Origin of the sequence: Sphingobacterium sp. ML3W, assembly GCF_029542085.1 — a bacterium.
GTDB lineage: Bacteria > Bacteroidota > Bacteroidia > Sphingobacteriales > Sphingobacteriaceae > Sphingobacterium.
The window spans coordinates 639,695-655,169 of record NZ_CP107036.1 but is presented as its reverse complement, the minus strand read 5'-3'; the positions used below and the strand labels follow the sequence as shown (position 1 = coordinate 655,169).

Annotated in this window: 18 protein-coding genes; 7 read left to right on the top strand and 11 right to left on the bottom strand. The window is 39.6% G+C overall.

Features of this window, described 5'->3' with window-relative positions; translation table 11 throughout:
- Position 1: 1 nt before the first annotated feature.
- A complete protein-coding gene (locus OGI71_RS02730) occupies positions 2 to 1,363 on the bottom strand; it encodes a glutamine synthetase family protein (RefSeq protein WP_223582806.1) in 1,362 nt (453 codons plus the stop codon).
- Positions 1,360 to 2,682, bottom strand: a complete 1,323-nt coding sequence (gene eat, locus OGI71_RS02725) for an ethanolamine permease (protein ID WP_121126965.1) — start codon at positions 2,680 to 2,682, stop codon at positions 1,360 to 1,362. Before eat ends, OGI71_RS02730 begins: the two co-directional genes overlap by 4 nt.
- A gap of 189 nt (positions 2,683 to 2,871) precedes the next feature.
- Between eat and OGI71_RS02720 the strand changes: the two genes are divergently transcribed.
- Positions 2,872 to 3,336, top strand: a complete 465-nt coding sequence (locus OGI71_RS02720) for an Lrp/AsnC family transcriptional regulator (RefSeq protein WP_120257026.1) — start codon at positions 2,872 to 2,874, stop codon at positions 3,334 to 3,336.
- Between the two features lie 57 nt (positions 3,337 to 3,393).
- Here the strand turns inward: OGI71_RS02720 and OGI71_RS02715 are convergent, their stop codons facing one another.
- The 4 genes from OGI71_RS02715 to arr all read right to left on the bottom strand — a co-directional run bounded on the left by OGI71_RS02715 (position 3,394) and on the right by arr (position 6,789).
- Positions 3,394 to 3,678, bottom strand: a complete 285-nt coding sequence (locus OGI71_RS02715; RefSeq protein WP_282253755.1) for an Ada metal-binding domain-containing protein — start codon at positions 3,676 to 3,678, stop codon at positions 3,394 to 3,396.
- A gap of 82 nt (positions 3,679 to 3,760) precedes the next feature.
- Positions 3,761 to 4,474, bottom strand: coding sequence for a 2OG-Fe(II) oxygenase (locus OGI71_RS02710; protein WP_282253753.1), 714 nt, complete (start codon positions 4,472 to 4,474; stop codon positions 3,761 to 3,763).
- A 537-nt stretch (positions 4,475 to 5,011) separates the two neighbouring features.
- Entirely contained in the window at positions 5,012 to 6,067 is a 1,056-nt protein-coding gene (locus OGI71_RS02705; RefSeq protein WP_282253752.1) for an NAD(P)-dependent alcohol dehydrogenase, read from the bottom strand.
- A 308-nt stretch (positions 6,068 to 6,375) separates the two neighbouring features.
- Positions 6,376 to 6,789 (bottom strand): NAD(+)--rifampin ADP-ribosyltransferase, encoded by a 414-nt coding sequence (gene arr / locus OGI71_RS27100; protein WP_348774950.1) that lies wholly within the window; start codon positions 6,787 to 6,789, stop codon positions 6,376 to 6,378.
- A 607-nt stretch (positions 6,790 to 7,396) separates the two neighbouring features.
- On the opposite strand from arr, the gene OGI71_RS02695 reads away from it, so the two are divergent.
- Entirely contained in the window at positions 7,397 to 7,966 is a 570-nt protein-coding gene (locus tag OGI71_RS02695; RefSeq protein ID WP_282253750.1) for a dihydrofolate reductase family protein, read from the top strand.
- Positions 7,967 to 8,185: 219 nt separating this feature from the next.
- Positions 8,186 to 8,752 carry a YceI family protein gene (locus OGI71_RS02690; protein WP_282253749.1) on the top strand — a complete coding sequence of 189 codons (567 nt, stop codon included), beginning with the start codon at positions 8,186 to 8,188 and terminating at the stop codon, positions 8,750 to 8,752.
- A gap of 51 nt (positions 8,753 to 8,803) precedes the next feature.
- On the opposite strand, the gene OGI71_RS02685 is transcribed toward OGI71_RS02690, so the two are convergent.
- Positions 8,804 to 9,550, bottom strand: a complete 747-nt coding sequence (locus tag OGI71_RS02685; protein ID WP_120257019.1) for a DeoR/GlpR family DNA-binding transcription regulator — start codon at positions 9,548 to 9,550, stop codon at positions 8,804 to 8,806.
- Positions 9,551 to 9,660: 110 nt separating this feature from the next.
- Here OGI71_RS02685 and OGI71_RS02680 point away from each other — a divergent pair, with 110 nt between their 5' ends.
- Positions 9,661 to 10,212, top strand: coding sequence for a 5'(3')-deoxyribonucleotidase (locus OGI71_RS02680; protein ID WP_077432755.1), 552 nt, complete (start codon positions 9,661 to 9,663; stop codon positions 10,210 to 10,212).
- Positions 10,213 to 10,268: 56 nt separating this feature from the next.
- On the opposite strand, the gene OGI71_RS02675 is transcribed toward OGI71_RS02680, so the two are convergent.
- Complete coding sequence (locus tag OGI71_RS02675; RefSeq protein WP_282253748.1) at positions 10,269 to 11,468, bottom strand: MFS transporter; 1,200 nt, start codon at positions 11,466 to 11,468, stop codon at positions 10,269 to 10,271.
- 345 nt (positions 11,469 to 11,813) lie between these two features.
- Here OGI71_RS02675 and OGI71_RS02670 point away from each other — a divergent pair, with 345 nt between their 5' ends.
- The 3 genes from OGI71_RS02670 to OGI71_RS02660 all read left to right on the top strand — a co-directional run bounded on the left by OGI71_RS02670 (position 11,814) and on the right by OGI71_RS02660 (position 13,878).
- Positions 11,814 to 12,272, top strand: a complete 459-nt coding sequence (locus OGI71_RS02670) for a hypothetical protein (RefSeq protein WP_282253747.1) — start codon at positions 11,814 to 11,816, stop codon at positions 12,270 to 12,272.
- A gap of 147 nt (positions 12,273 to 12,419) precedes the next feature.
- The gene (locus tag OGI71_RS02665) at positions 12,420 to 13,280 is read left to right on the top strand and encodes an AadS family aminoglycoside 6-adenylyltransferase (RefSeq protein ID WP_282253746.1); all 861 of its coding nucleotides are present in this window, start codon (positions 12,420 to 12,422) and stop codon (positions 13,278 to 13,280) included.
- 61 nt (positions 13,281 to 13,341) lie between these two features.
- Positions 13,342 to 13,878 (top strand): hypothetical protein, encoded by a 537-nt coding sequence (locus tag OGI71_RS02660; RefSeq protein ID WP_282253745.1) that lies wholly within the window; start codon positions 13,342 to 13,344, stop codon positions 13,876 to 13,878.
- A gap of 28 nt (positions 13,879 to 13,906) precedes the next feature.
- Here OGI71_RS02660 and OGI71_RS02655 read toward each other — a convergent pair whose 3' ends face one another.
- The 3 genes from OGI71_RS02655 to OGI71_RS02645 form a co-directional block, all read right to left on the bottom strand.
- The gene (locus OGI71_RS02655) at positions 13,907 to 14,164 is read right to left on the bottom strand and encodes a hypothetical protein (RefSeq protein ID WP_120257007.1); all 258 of its coding nucleotides are present in this window, start codon (positions 14,162 to 14,164) and stop codon (positions 13,907 to 13,909) included.
- A 234-nt stretch (positions 14,165 to 14,398) separates the two neighbouring features.
- Positions 14,399 to 14,593 (bottom strand): dihydrodipicolinate reductase C-terminal domain-containing protein, encoded by a 195-nt coding sequence (locus OGI71_RS02650; protein WP_282253744.1) that lies wholly within the window; start codon positions 14,591 to 14,593, stop codon positions 14,399 to 14,401.
- Positions 14,594 to 14,651: 58 nt separating this feature from the next.
- Entirely contained in the window at positions 14,652 to 15,452 is an 801-nt protein-coding gene (locus tag OGI71_RS02645; RefSeq protein WP_282253743.1) for a class I SAM-dependent methyltransferase, read from the bottom strand.
- Between the last annotated feature and the right edge of the window lie 23 nt (positions 15,453 to 15,475).

Genomic DNA, 15,475 nt, shown 5'->3' with positions numbered 1-15,475 from the left:
GTTAAATAATTTCAAAATATCTTTTTGTTTCCCAATCTGTTACTTGTTCTGAAAACTGCCGCCATTCCCATAACCTGGATTTACAGAAGTGGTCAACAAACTTTTCACCGAATAATTCTGATGCTATTTCAGACTGCGCCATCCGGTTCGTAGCCTCATAGAGATTTCTTGGTAAAACGCCATGTTGCAAATCTTTATAACCATTACCCACAGTATACGGATTGTCCAAGGATAGTTTATGCTTGATACCGTAAAGTCCACTCGCTAGGCAGGCCGCTATGGCGAGGTATGGATTAACATCCGAACCAACCACCCGATGTTCAATACGTGTAGCCTTTGGTCCACCATCGATTACCCGCAGGGCCGTAGTCCTATTGTCTATCCCCCAGGTTAAAGTCGTGGGAGCCCAAGCGCCCTCCGTGAGTCTTTTATAGCTGTTAACAGTTGGTGCAAATAAGGGTAAAATATCCCGCAGACAATACAGTTGTCCAGCAAGAAATTGCTTCATCAGTTCACTCATGCCTAACTGATCGTCGGCATCATAAAATAGATTTTTTTCTTTTTTTAGGTCCCAGAGGCTCTGATGTACGTGACCGCTACAGCCCGGTAGTTCTTTCGTCTGCTTGGCCATAAAGCTAGCGACAATACCATGTTTTTTACCGATCTCCTTTACTGCTGACTTAAAGAGTGTAGCCCGATCTGCAGCTTCAAGCGCATTACTGCATTGAATCGCCGCCTCCATTACGCCAGGTCCAGTCTCAGTATGCAAACCTTCCAAGGGAATACCAAACTGTTCGAGCATCGCAAGAAGATCACGAAAGAACCCATAATTATCAGACATCCGCAAGATGGAATAACCGAACATTCCTGAGGTAATCGGTGTCATTTCTTTAAAGCTGTTCTGTGATGCATTGATATCTCCTTTAATAAAATTGAACCATTCAAATTCCTGTGCAAAAATAGGTTTGTAGCCAGCCTGTTCAGACTGTGCTATGATATTTTTTAACAGCGCCCTCGGGCACACATTTTGATCTGTAGCATGTGACGATTCAAAGTCAGCCAGAAAAAATGGAACATCCTCCTGCCAGGGTATCTTTCGGAAGGTATTCCCATCTATACGGGCAGGAAAATCTCCATAACCGGTATGCCAGCCTGTAATTTCCACATTGTCATAAACTTGGTCATTGACATCCCATCCAAACACGACGGAACAAAAGCCGAATTCATTGTCCAATGAAGAGATAAACTTATCACGGTGCATAAATTTGCCTCGCAATACGCCATCAATATCTGCTACGGCGACTTTGACGTGCGTACTCGTACTTGCCTTTAATTTGGAAATAATTTCTTTTTTGTCGATCATGATTTGATGGTTTTATCCTTGTCAAGGAAGATTAAGAAATAGAGATATGATAAGATGACAAGCCCAAAGAATAGTAAGGCTGTCAATGGGTTGTAGTAAATCATAGCAACCAGGCAGATCAGGGCGATGATCAGCGCAAGCATAGGAAATAAAGGATACAGAGGAACTTTAAATGGGCGCTCCAATGCGGGTTCTTTCTTGCGTAAGGCGAAAAAAGACCACATGGATATAATATAGAGACTGATTGCCCCAAAACAGGCAATGGTAATGATCCCAGCCGTTTTCCCCGTCAGTAGCGCGACTATACCAACAGCCATATTGACCAATAGCGCATTAGCTGGTGTTTTAAAGCGTGAATGAACTTTTCCTAAGATAGATGGTGCATATCCTACTCGCCCAAATTCAAAAGTGGCACGTCCCCCGGCCAAAATAATACCATGGAACGACGCAATAAGACCCAACAACCCTACCCCAATTAGTAATTTGTATAGAATATGGGAGCTATCAATGACGTTGGCAATAGCAAGAGGTAAAGGAGAATCCGAGGCCTCGGTACTTCCCGGTGGATAGACAACTGCTTCCCAACCAGCGACACCAACCGCTGATAAAAATGTAATGATACACAACACGACCAAAGTAACGATAGCTGACCCAAAACCGATCAATACATTTTTCTGCGGATTGATGGTTTCCTCAGCCACATTGGCGACCCCTTCAATGGCTAGAAAAAACCAGATGGCAAATGGAATGGATGCAAAAATGCCTGAATACCCATTGGGAAGTGCATTTTGTTGAAGATTAGAAAATTCAAATGCTGGCAGCGTCACACCGGCGAATATCAATAATTCAATAACCGCAAGGACTGTCACAACCAATTCAAACGAAGCAGCGAGTTTCACACCTAAAATATTCATTGCTGTAAAAATCAGATAGGCTCCGATCGCAAAAGTAAGATAGCCTACCCCAGGATGAAGCAAATGAAGGTAAGCACCTATCGCCGCTGCAATGGCCGGCGGTGCAAAAACGAATTCTATATTTTGAGCAATCCCTGCAACAAACCCCAATTGTTTTCCCAGGCCCCTATTGGCATATTCAAAAGCCCCTCCAGCTTTCGGTATGGCACAAGCCATTTCTGTATAACTGAAGGTAAAGGTGAGGTACATAATTATGACGAATATAGTCGCAATGGCTAAGCCTAAGGTCCCTCCTTCTGCGAGACCAAGGTTCCATCCGAAATACATTCCTGAAATTACATACCCTACCCCCAATCCCCACAACATGACGGGGCCAAGGACTTTCTTTAATTGGGGATCACTCATAATTCTTTTTCTAGGTTGGTAACTGATATTAAGTAATATGAATTTACTACTTTAAATTAAATTATAGTGTTAAATACCTACAATTAAACTTATTTTAGTAAAATTATATTGAAATATTATTATTTTTAGATTTACTATTCCAACGACAGGCTTATACCTCTTTGTTTTTAGATTTAAATTACTACAACAATGAAATTAGATGAAAAAGATCTTATGATCTTGGACCTTTTGCAACAGGATGCCAACATGAGTAACAAGGAAATTTCCGATCGAGTCAACTTATCCATGACTCCTGTATACGAACGGATTAAGAAGTTGACGGCTACAGCTGTGCTCAAACAAAAGGTATATTTGCTGGATCGAAGAAAACTGGACCTGAACCTGATGGTTCTTGTATCGATCAGTATGGAAAAGCATTCAAACGAAAGTGCTTTGCTATTTATGGAAGAAATACAGAAATTTCCGGAAGTGGTCGAATGCTTCCATGTGACAGGAGCTTTTGATTATCAGCTCAAGGTTATGGTCAGAGATGTCGACCATTATCATGAATTTAACTTCAACAAGCTTGCAACGATTAAAGGAATCAGACATATGGAAAGCTATTTTGTCATGAAAGAAATTGTCAACGCGACACGACTTCCACTTTTCCTTTAACGATCTTCATCTGGCAAACTAAAATGTGATTGCAAATTTTCAGGCGGAGATCTGCGTTTATTTTAAGCGTTCTCCAGACCCTGCTGCTTTAGTTTTCCACTCCTTGTACTTTTCCCGCATACAATGACTACATGGTCTATATCCATGGCTGACGGCATCAGCCTCATCCCGAAAGAAAACACGATGTTCGACTTTCATCCGTTTACCCGTGGCACAGTTTAGACGACCGTAAATCTTAGCCTTTTTATATCCGCCCAAGGTAATTTCACCCTTTCGAATGAAGGAACTTAAGGACTTGGTTCTTTCAGCCGCTGTCCCTACCAAATCCATATGTCTGATCATATTTCGTTTTTAATTTTTTGTTCTATTGTATACATACCTATAATTTAAATGGGCTATTTTTTACCTGCAAGAATCTCCTATCCTAGCTAAGACCATCATGGAATATAATCCCAAGGCCATGCCGGTGACCCTTGTGCAATGGACTAACACCATGCTTCATATGGACCCGATAATAGCCTTTGGAGCCTTTCGCTGCGCGAAAATTAGTCGTAAAGATGATCATATCGCCGCGCTTGGGTTTTAAGACATTAACCTTAGACTGCGCCCTTGGTATCTGTTCCGTGATAACAAACTCACCACCGGTATAATCCTGATCCACCTGATCCAACAGCAATACGATTTGTATGGGAAAGTAAATTTCACCGTATAGATCCTGGTGTAGCGTATTAAATCCGCCTGTATTATACTTTAAAATAAGGACGGTAGGTTCCACCTGTTCATGCCGCTGACAAAGTTCTCGCATGGCAGCATGCGAAGCCGGAAATCTTCGGTTCAGATTAAGCTCCTCCATCCATTGATTGGCGACTGGAGCAATCAATGCGTATACTTTTTCCCTTATTGTCGTAATCAGCTCGGGCAAGGGATATTGAAAGTATTTATATTCCCCCAAACCAAAGCGATAACGCTCCATGACAATAGTTTTTCGATACCTATTGTCAGCACCGTAAGCTGCAACCAGTTCATCACATTCGACTTGATTTAATAGATCAGGTACAATCACAAAGCCCTTATCATGTAATTCCCTGGTGATGACTGTCCAATCCCTGGCCAGCAATCTAGATACTATATTTTCCATGACGATAATTTTCAACAGCTCAAAATTAGACCTATCAATCAAGGTAAAAAATCCGAAACCTGCTGTTTTTCCTTTTTTGGCGATATATCATCAATCTTGACACAATGCGCAACAAATTATCATTTTTATCGAGCACCATTTTTTGCTAAAACGATCGAAAAGAGCCGTTTAAACAAAACAACGAGCAGTTTCAGTATAAAAACTAAAAAAAGAATAGGCTTTAAAGATACGAGCCAGAAAATCAGAAATAAATACAGATCGACAGAATAGCAGATTTTCGACCGCAGACAAACAGGCTAGAGAAAGCTTTTTGAGAAAAAGCGATTAAAAAAATAAAAGTGAATCCTTTTAGAAATGAATATTTAGAAAGAGACTTTAAGGAGACAAAAACAAAATTAAAGAATAAAACATAGGTTAAATGGAAAGAGCCCGGTGGAATACCGAGCTCTAGTACAAAAAACTTAATTTTGTTAATCCGTCTAACTGTTGAGGTTCACTTCAATAGTGGACGATTCCTATTTTTTCATGTTGTTGACACTATTTATTTAATGAAGCCATATCAATGACAAACCGGTATTTTACATCACTGTCCAATACACGTTGGTAAGCCTCGTTCACATAATCGATGTCAATCAATTCGGTTTCTGGAAGGATATTATGTTCAGCACAAAAATCAAGCATATCCTGTGTTTCCTGTATACCACCAATACTTGAAGCCGTCAAAATTTTATTTCCTCCCATAATCGAGCGTCCGTTAATTTCCATTGGCGCTGCTGGGATACCAACACAGATGTATACACCTTTGGTTTTTAGCAATGCCAAATAGAGATTATAATCATGAGGCGCCGATACGGTGTCTATGATAAAATCAAAATAGGCTGAAAACTCCTTCAACTCCGAAGACTCATGCGTATTTAAAAACTTCTGGGCACCTAACAGCACCGCATCTGCTTTTTTACGGGGCGAATGGCTTATCATCGTAACTTCAGCTCCCATGGCGACAGCGATCTTCACTGCCATGTGGCCTAAACCACCTAACCCTAGCACGCCAACTTTATGCCCCTTGCTGATATTCCATCGTTTCAAGGGCGAGTAAGTGGTGATCCCCGCACAAAGTAAAGGAGCTACCTTTTTGATATCAAGCGATTCCGGCACATGCAAGACAAAGTCTGCATCAGCCACAATATTATCGCTATACCCACCATAGGTGCAAGAGTGGTCGTGCATCACATCGGTGCTATTATAAGTCCACACCGTTTTCTTCTCCGAACAAAACTGTTGCTGATCCGATTTACAATTATCGCACTCACCACAGGATGCCACCATACAACCAACACCGGCTAGGTCACCTTTTTTAAACTTGGTCACCGCACTGCCTACCGCACTGATGCGACCAACGATCTCATGCCCCGGAACAATTGGATATTGTGTCCCACCCCACTCATCATGCACCTGGTGAATATCTGAATGGCAAATACCACTATACAAGATATCGATTAGCACATCATTTGAACCAAGTTCTCTTCTTTCAAATTCCCAATATTCAAGCGGGGAATTGCCATCCTTCGCCGCGTAACCTTTCGATTTAATCATTCTTTTGTTTTTTATAAAATACCAATTGGATCCAAATTATCAATAAATAAGATCCATTTACCACGTTGTGCGAAGTTAATGGGGATTTGCCCGAAAAAAAGAATCTTTCAGACATTATTGACATTGAACAAACAATGAAAATCGCAAAATGTTCTTGGTCAACCGCTCTGAACAGTCAATTTGATCCCTTTCAAATTTTAATCCCTTTCAAAATCAATCTCATAACCCCTGATCATCTTCATGAGCTTTCTTTAGAAGCACCAATCTAGCATTATCTACACATTGGACAGGTAATATGCCTCTTGCATTTAATTGATTATTTCTCCATTACCCTTCGCCACACGTTCACGGAACCGCTGAAGTTCTTCGGGGCTCGGTCTGACCCAGTCGCTTACTTCACCGATGATTTTCAATGCCATTGTGGAACGATAAGAACGCGTCGGGTTACCTGGGAATTTTTTATCTGTTAGATTTGGATCATTTTCATAGCTTCCCATTGGTTCAATAATATAAACACGTTCGCGACCATCGCCTTTTGCCAAAGCCGCCGCGAGTCCGGCTCCGTTAACTAATGCGGTGAAATAAATATGGTTCATGGTAAGTTCAGATTGATAGTTGGAATTACCTCCCGCTGTCAATAGCGCACCCACTGGTAAATCAGCTCTTGTACCATGATAAAAAGGACCGGTATCTGATGGTTTTTCCCCCAAGACTGCAGCCAGATCAGCATATCCATGAGTCTTATCACTATCCCCCATCGCTTCATAGCATTTAGCCAGGTTCAAATAAAGATTTGGCAAAGCACTCTTAACCGTATCATCATTTAGTTTTAATGCATGGCTCAAGGCCGCCTCCAACCATGTCAATCTGTCGGAAATAGCCTCTTGATTCCTGGCGATATAATAAGCTGCAAGAAAGTGCTCGTGATCGTCTGTGGCTTCGTTCCAAGCTTGCATAAATAAGTTAAGGGCTTCTTCAGTATGCTTGGCTTCTTCCATGCTCATACCCTGAATACAAAGTTTAACAACGTTGTTGAAAGGTGAAAATTCCATATGCGTATCTTTTTTTACATCGCCGAATGTACCCTTGGCACAGGGAGATTTAAAATCCACATGCACCGGTATCTGCAGGATTAAAGTTCTACATATTTTTATACATTTCCGTATGTTGTTCGTAAATCCTATTGCATCGACCTTCGTACAATTCGTAATTATTCCTAAAAACAACAGATTGACCTAAAGGTTTTACCCCCTTATATTGTCGCAATTGCACCTCATCCGTGCTTCTAAACTTCGCTAAATTTGAATTGATAATCAAACACTTGAAACAATGAGAAAGATCAGAATTTTCGAACACATCTCCCTTGATGGCATCATCGAACACGATGGAGATTACGCCTATGGCGCATGGACAACTGCCTATAGAAGTCCCGCAGGAGCGGAAATGCTCTTTCAGGCATATGGCTCAGACTTCGACCTTCTTTTAGGTCGTCAGACTTATGATATCTTTAGTGGCTTCTGGCCCAATGCGGGAGATTTCCCTATGGCCAATGCCATAAATGCTGCAACAAAATATGTCGCAACACACCGTCCCGACAGTCTAACCTGGGGGCCAGTAAAAAATTTGGAAGAAGACATTCTCGCCGCGATTCATGCCCTCAAGTCAATGGATGGTCCCGATCTGATTGTTGTAGGTAGCTCTACACTGACCTCGCTATTACTTGAGCAGGGTCTCGTCGACGAAGTGGTACTCATTACCTACCCAGTTTTGCTGGGACATGGCAAGCGCCTACTCTCAGATAAGGTGTACGCCCAGGAACTTGTCTTCCTCGACTCAAAGATAACCCCGACTGGCATATTCATCAATAGCTATAAATATATTGGACCGCTTAAAAGATAATATTCCTACAATGGATAAGCTCCCCTCCTAGCCAACTTTATACGGGTTAGGAGCTAATATTTCCTAGTTTTACGCGATAAATCATGTCATAAAAATCTACCCATTTTTTTCAGGAATGGTTACAATCATTGATTTAAAACTATCGTTTATATAATCATTACCTTACTCATTTGAATATGCCTACTTTCTTGTATATTTGATTTTAAACAAATCATCTCTATGAAAAGAACCTTATTATTCATTGCTATTATTTGCAGTACTTCCTTTGCTTTTGCGCAAAAAACAACCTATAAAGTCAGTACACAATCATCAATAATCAAATGGGATGCGAAGAAAGTCGTCGGTGGTCATGTTGGTACCATTGCCTTGAAAGACGGAACGATCCAAACAGATAAAGGTAAAATTACCGGTGGTGGATTTACCATTGATATGAATTCGATGGCATGTACTGATGCGCCAAAACTAACTGGCCATCTTAAAAATGAAGATTTCTTTGATGTACCGAAGTATCCAACAGCAAAATTCATTATCAGCAAAGTGGATAACAGCAAGGCTACTCCAGTAATCACAGGGAATCTTACCATTAAAAACAAAACGAAAACGATATCTTTTCCCGCAAAGGTAACCAGCACCACTGACGGACTTTCGGCCGAAGCATTAGGTGTAAAGGTAAATCGATTGGAATTTGATATCCAATATCGTTCGGCCAGCTTTTTCTCTGACCTCGGGAATCGGGCGATTGAGGACGAATTTACATTGGACATTCAGATCAAAGCCGCAAAATAGCTATGATAACAAACAATGATGTAGCAAAAAAACTGCGACATCATTGTTTGTCTAAAGCAGCTCGATCCCCTGAGCGATATATTTACGCATCTGAGGGCTCGTTGATTCATGTTCTGTCACAATGATATCAAGCTTTTTAGTTTTATCAATGATAAAGCTTGACTCCGTATCAAATTTATCGGAAGTACACAATCCAACGATGCGAACACTCTGTTTCATCATTGCACGTTTCGTTTCAGCATCTTCCTGATAATTACAGGACAAATTTTCAGGAGTAATTGAACAAACGCCCAAAAAGTATAAATCAGCTTTAAAATTGGCAATGCTTTCCAACGTAGTATTGCCAAAAGTGGTAAAGGCGGACTTATAAAGTCGGCCTCCCAAAAATATGATATCGATCAAAGGATGGTCTTCGATCACACTCGCGACAGGAAAACTATTCGTAATGATAGTGACTTTAAGATCCTTTGGTAAAATTTTAGTCAGCTCCAGGATAGATGTACCCCCATCGAAAAAAAGTACCTGATCATCTTTTATTAATGATAAAGCTTTTTGTGCAATAATCTTTTTCTGTTCCAACCCTGCTTTCTCGCGATCACGATAATGATATTTTTTTTGCACAATGCTGTGAGCTCCCCCCCGTACTGCGCGGAGAAGATCCCGATCATTCAATTCCTTGATATCTCTCCGTATGGTATCTTCGGATACCGAAAGCTTTTTGCTCAAGGTTTGAAATGAAACCGAGCCCTCCCTATTGGTGATATCTAAAATGGTTTGCAGACGATCGTACTTTAGCATAGGAACAAATATATAGATTTACCAGAATAAAATGAATTGCAAAAATTTGCTATAATTGCAATATTTTGCAATTATATAATTACATTTGTGCAATAATAAAGATAAAACTTATGATAAAAAAGACAATTTCCATTGATATGGACGGTGTACTTGCAGACATCCAACGGCACTATCTTTCACATTATTTTGAAGAAACGGGTATACGGATAAATGAAAACGATATCGTAGGGCTGAAAGAAGCGGATTGTTTACCTGATCAGACGGCAGTCTTACGGTATTTGCATACACCAGGTTTTTTCCGCAGTATTCCTGTTGCACAAGATGCACAAGACGTGGTGAAGGAATTACAAAACTATTATGAGATTTTTGTTGTATCTGCCGCAATGGAATTTCCCAATAGTCTTTTAGAGAAACGGGAATGGCTACAGGAATATTTTCCATTTATCTCGTGGAAGAACATCGTATTCTGTGGGAATAAAGGTATTATCGACACCGATTTTCTTATTGACGATCATCTAAAGAATCTAGACAGTTTTTCTGGAAAAGGGCTTATGTTTAATACATTTCACAATGTCAATGAGCACCGATTTGAACGGTTGAAGAACTGGACTGATGCCCATCGTTTTTTTGTTGCTGACCTGCAAAATAAAACGTTCAACTGAGTATTTATAGCTGGCCAATCACAAGAGGTAATTGCCCAGCTATAGTTTGCAAGAATTTATTTTCTAGCCTGGAATTTCCAATAAGTCCAATAAGACACGGAAAGTGAAAGCATAAGAAAAGCAACGACGATAAGCGAGACTGAAATTCCATAAAATTGGGCAACTCCACCCAACAAGGCGGGGCCCAACAACTGTCCCGAGTGACCCAATGTTGACATAACCGGAATACTTGCTGATGCTCCCACTCCTTTTAAATTTCCGGCATGACTAAATAAAATCGGAACAATATTAGCGGCACCAAAGCCCAATAGGATAAATCCGGCTAATGCACCCCAATAAGAAGGTGATAAAACAGCTACCAGCAAACCGAATACCGCTAAGAGTCCCCCTCCGACCACAACAACCCGATGATCTAACCGGACAACAAGTACATCGCCAAAAAGTCGCATTGTTGCCATGGCGATGGAAAAGGCAGCATACCCTATCCCCGCAATTTCAAGCGGTGCATTTTTTTCCTCATGCAAAAATACCGCACTCCAATCCAACATTGAACCTTCGGAGAGATAAGCACAGAAACAGAGCATGCCCAGAAATAAAACATGCAAATTGAACCAACCAGCCCATTTGGACTGACCTGCAGCCATTTTCTTGTCATCATGATGACTATTAATGCGTATTTCATCATCATGCGCATACAACCTACGATACATGACGAACATAATTACAACGATCAGTAAGGAGATCAACAACATGGCATAGGTAGCCTGAAACCCTAACTTTATCAACAGTCCTAATCCGAGCGACCCCGTTAATCCTCCCACACTAAAGATACCGTGCAGACCGGATAAGATCGGCCGATCAAAGAGTTTCTGGATAAGGATTGAGTGCGCATTTGCGGAAACTTCTATTCCTCCCATACACATACCAAAAAAGAATAGTGTAATCCCCATTGTTATGATCGAATTAGCAATTAACAACATCGGCAGTATCAATGCGAGCGTGATACCCGAAAGAAAGATAATTTTTCTTGTTCCAAATTTATTCAGAAGGATGGTCGAAAATGGCATAATAAAAAGAGCTCCGCCGCCGATAAGAAGCATCAAAAGTCCCAATACACCATCATCTATTCCAAGCCGTTGCTTAACATAAGGAACGACAGGTGCCCAACTGGCGAGTCCCAACCCACACACAAAAAAGATAAACCTGACAGCATTTCTCGCTGTATCCGGACGAATGGGTAATGATTTAATTTCCATATAATTTGAGATAAACTAAAATAGTATAGCGATAGACTTGTCTAGGCTTAGTCGTACAAAACTATCAATAATAAATCAAAATAGAAGCATATTATTGCATAATATTGCAAAAAATGCAAATTAAAGCAATAAAACAACCAGTCCTATTAAATAATACTGTCATTAGTAATCGTTTACAATTTTTATTTCAAGGACTAATATCTCCATACATTTTTTGGCGCATTAATCTTCAATCTCTATTTTTGCTATAATTGTGATTTATACCTAAATTGCTATTAGAAAGTGAATTCTTTCCAACAAAAAGGCTTGCGTCATCCGGTATGGGCAAAACGTTTATTTTACCACATGAACTATAAAACGATAGGCTATTTTCTTTTATCAACACTAATTATAGGGTCACTCTATACAAATGGTTGGTTTAATATATCTTATACATTCCGACAGCTTATAGGGATTATATTCATCATAGCTTACTTTGCAGGAACGGTCTTCTTCATTCGTGCACCTATTTTGAGAGATAAACAATTAAAAAGACATCTCTTAATAAGATTGGGTATCTTAATACTAATTGGCCTTATTATCATTATTTCTCAATGGTATATGCATAAAGAAAATGATCGCTTGGGTGCTGGCTATTTATTTTATTTCGAAATGCTCGGTTTTGGAATTCCGCTCCTCATTTATACAGTAATAGAATCAATTTGGCTATTAGCGAAGAAGAAATATGCAGCGCTGTGCATCAATCTGCTCTTGGCGATGGGAATTTATTGTATTATTATCTTTAGCGGACTCTTCGGTTTTTAAATTGGCTGTCGTTTTCCGCAAGGCAGATCCTAATATTTTAAGATCACTAGAAAATAAACTTGTTCCGACACCTTTGCGAAGCCAACGGCCGTAAGTCGTCCTTCTTTAGAGATGAACGGGATTATTCTCCATAAATAAACTAAAAATATGCAAACTCGAGCAGAAAAATTACAGCAGATTATGGATTGGGCAAAAAACAATACGGATATTCGGGCAGTTCTCCTAACGAGCTCCTTAGTAAATCCACTGGCACCAGTTGATGAATTAAGTGATTTAGACATCGAACTTGTATTTGATGACAATACCACGTATGTCGCCGATAAGAATTGGCTAAATAACTTTGGCACTCCTATCGCCATGATTGAAGAGGATGAAAGCCACTTTGATAGCAAACATGCCATGAAAATGGTTTTATATACAGATCACATAAAAGTTGATTTTAAGTTATATAGTAAGCCTAATTTTTTGGAAGAGGTGCGTCAAAGCCCGTTATGTGAAGATTGGGATATTGGTTATCAAGTACTCCTTGACAAAGAGGGCATAACGAAAGCGATCCAAAAACCCTCCTATCGGGTGTCAATCATAAAAAAACCTACCGAGCAAAAATTCACACAGCTACTCAATGATTTTTGGTGGGACTGTACTTATGTCGCCAAGTGTCTCGTAAGAGAGGATATTTTTTATGCAAAATTTATGTCCGAAAACAATATACGTACCGATTATCTGGTACCGCTGATTGAGTGGTATATCGCTAGCCAGCATGATTGGAATATCACAACCAATAAACATGGACGCCTATTTAAAAAATACCTGACCGAGCAAACCTGGGGAAAAATAATGCGGACTTTTTCAGCCGGTGATAGCAATGAAAATTGGACGGCGCTATTCGCAATGGCCGATCTTGTCGCAGAAATTGGCAGGGAACTAGCGAATAAATTGGGCTATACATACCCTATAAAACTCGAACAGGATATCAGGATATATCTCAATGCCATAAAGACGAAATGAATTTGATTAATTTTTTAATATCTTTAATTATTGTATTTTCCAGAACTTAAATTTGATCACTATGATGATAAAAACACTAACATTGAATATGTTCTTCCTGCTATTGACCATGAGCGTTTTCTCGCAAAACCATGCAGGAATAAAATCGCTCCTAAACAAGGATTCAGAATTTATTTTCCCACAGACAGTGCAAAAGATCGAAGCAGCTTTAAATGCGAAAACGGTCTACTATGAAGATGCCAATGAAGAAAAATATGCCAAATGGTTGACCAATTCCGGTCTGGAACTCTATACCAGTCTTGGAAAAAATAATACCATCAATGAAATCTTTTTTGATGTCCCAGAAGATCAAGTGCTTGTTGTCGAGGGCTTGCCTTTTAATCTTGTGATGAACAAAACCACGCTTAAGGAAAGTGCAGCTAAATTCAGTAAATATGCAGCCAAAACGCAAAAAATGGAGGAAGGAAGTACCTTTCCAGGTGGTTCAAAACTTACCTTTAAAAAGGGAAAACATTATGCTACTTTAATTTTTGACAGTAAAAATCTACTGAGATTTTTAGGCCTCACCACTGAACTTATTGGACCTGGCGTAAATTAAATAAGTAACTGGGAGACTTTGATTCTTATCAAAGTCTATACCGGAGAGAGATGGCCCGCCAGATATGATTTGCAAGATCCTGATCCAATTCATGCTGTTGAAAAGACCATCTCTCTTTGTTCTTAACCAAAGTCTGCAATAGACCATCTAACAGAATATCCAATTCTGTTTCTTCTTTTGTCGGACACTTTTTCAACAATTGAATCTGAAAATCTCTTTCCTGATATGTAATGCGGAAAATCTGTCCTTTATATGCTGTATTTAACTGTCCAATCGTATCTTCCATGGCATCTAACTCAAATTTAGTCTAATCTCTCAAACCGTATGGTCAGCCTATCTATAGCTCTTAACCACATTGGAGCATCCATACACCTCTCCTAAATATCCAAAATAGGCTTACGAATAAGTGTTCACATGCTAAATAAGTATGTAAATATAAAAATAAAAAACAGTATTATACTAATTATTTTAGTAGAAAATAATCTAATTTTTTAACCCCGATTATTCGACATCTTCGCTTCTATATATCCATTACAGTATCCAATCCGCGCTTCAAGCCCTCAAAGGTCGACAATTTATTTACAGCCATCAAAATCCCTTTTATGTACGGTTCTGCGCCATTGCCTGCATCGTGACGAAGGATTAACGTTTCGTCCTTTTCACCAAATATCGCCTCGACACCAAGAATATGTCCCGGTAAACGCACAGAATGCACCTGTATACCATTTATGCTTGATCATAGTTCCTTTTTTTGATCGTCCAACGCTCAGATGTTATTTCTTTATGGCCACTATCGCATAGACCATTGGAATTTTGTCCTCAAGTAGTTCAATCCGATATTTATTCTTTTCAAATTCAATCGTCCCGTTAAAGCAATTATAGGGGGAATAATCAAATTCATCAAGTTGTGCGATTTGGAGTCCATTTTTTATCAGACTATTGACCACTTCACTTATACCATGATTCCACATGACATATTCCTGTGTAATAGCCGCATTTTTATCCGCATAGGTTCCGGTTTCCGTTTCAATAATAGCACCTGAATTAAAATATCGATAACCTATTTTTTCAAAATTATCATCAAACATCCAAACGACAGGATGGAACTCAACAAACACAAATCTCCCATTGGGCTTCAAAAATCTGGAAATAACCTTTGCCCATTTATCTAAATCAGGCAACCAGCCGATTGTACCATAACTCGTAAAAACATAGTCAAATTGCTGATCCAAATGATTCGGCAGATCGTATAGATCACAACAGATAAAACGAACATCGGCATTTGTCTGTTCAGCAATTTTCCGTGCACTTTCAATAGCCTTATCGGACAAGTCGACCCCAGTTACTTCAGCACCGAGCCGGCTCAGTGAAATTGTGTCTTGACCAAAATGACATTGCAAATGTAATATTGTTTTCCCCTGAATATCATCGAGCAGATCTAGCTCAATCTCATTCAAAGAACTTCTCCCCTGAAGAAAACCCGGGAGATCATAAAATTCCGACTTGAGATGTGAATCCGTTCTACTATTCCAGGACGCTCTGTTTATATCCAAATAATGCTGTTCTTTATTCATAGCTTAAATCTACCTTTTTTATC

Excerpts from the sequence above, each read along its gene's own strand:
- OGI71_RS02705 (WP_282253752.1), bottom strand. The coding sequence starts at position 6,067 with ATGATTAAATCGAAAGGTTACGCGGCGAAGGATGGCAATTCCCCGCTT.
- OGI71_RS02675 (WP_282253748.1), bottom strand. The coding sequence starts at position 11,468 with ATGGAAATTAAATCATTACCCATTCGTCCGGATACAGCGAGAAATGCT.
- eat (WP_121126965.1), bottom strand. The coding sequence starts at position 2,682 with ATGAGTGATCCCCAATTAAAGAAAGTCCTTGGCCCCGTCATGTTGTGG.
- OGI71_RS02670 (WP_282253747.1), top strand. The coding sequence starts at position 11,814 with ATGAACTATAAAACGATAGGCTATTTTCTTTTATCAACACTAATTATA.
- OGI71_RS02690 (WP_282253749.1), top strand. The coding sequence starts at position 8,186 with ATGAAAAGAACCTTATTATTCATTGCTATTATTTGCAGTACTTCCTTT.
- OGI71_RS02715 (WP_282253755.1), bottom strand. The coding sequence starts at position 3,678 with ATGATCAGACATATGGATTTGGTAGGGACAGCGGCTGAAAGAACCAAG.
- OGI71_RS02720 (WP_120257026.1), top strand. The coding sequence starts at position 2,872 with ATGAAATTAGATGAAAAAGATCTTATGATCTTGGACCTTTTGCAACAG.
- OGI71_RS02680 (WP_077432755.1), top strand. The coding sequence starts at position 9,661 with ATGATAAAAAAGACAATTTCCATTGATATGGACGGTGTACTTGCAGAC.
- OGI71_RS02710 (WP_282253753.1), bottom strand. The coding sequence starts at position 4,474 with ATGGAAAATATAGTATCTAGATTGCTGGCCAGGGATTGGACAGTCATC.
- OGI71_RS02645 (WP_282253743.1), bottom strand. The coding sequence starts at position 15,452 with ATGAATAAAGAACAGCATTATTTGGATATAAACAGAGCGTCCTGGAAT.
- OGI71_RS02655 (WP_120257007.1), bottom strand. The coding sequence starts at position 14,164 with ATGGAAGATACGATTGGACAGTTAAATACAGCATATAAAGGACAGATT.
- OGI71_RS02665 (WP_282253746.1), top strand. The coding sequence starts at position 12,420 with ATGCAAACTCGAGCAGAAAAATTACAGCAGATTATGGATTGGGCAAAA.
- OGI71_RS02660 (WP_282253745.1), top strand. The coding sequence starts at position 13,342 with ATGATGATAAAAACACTAACATTGAATATGTTCTTCCTGCTATTGACC.
- OGI71_RS02685 (WP_120257019.1), bottom strand. The coding sequence starts at position 9,550 with ATGCTAAAGTACGATCGTCTGCAAACCATTTTAGATATCACCAATAGG.
- OGI71_RS02695 (WP_282253750.1), top strand. The coding sequence starts at position 7,397 with ATGAGAAAGATCAGAATTTTCGAACACATCTCCCTTGATGGCATCATC.
- OGI71_RS02730 (WP_223582806.1), bottom strand. The coding sequence starts at position 1,363 with ATGATCGACAAAAAAGAAATTATTTCCAAATTAAAGGCAAGTACGAGT.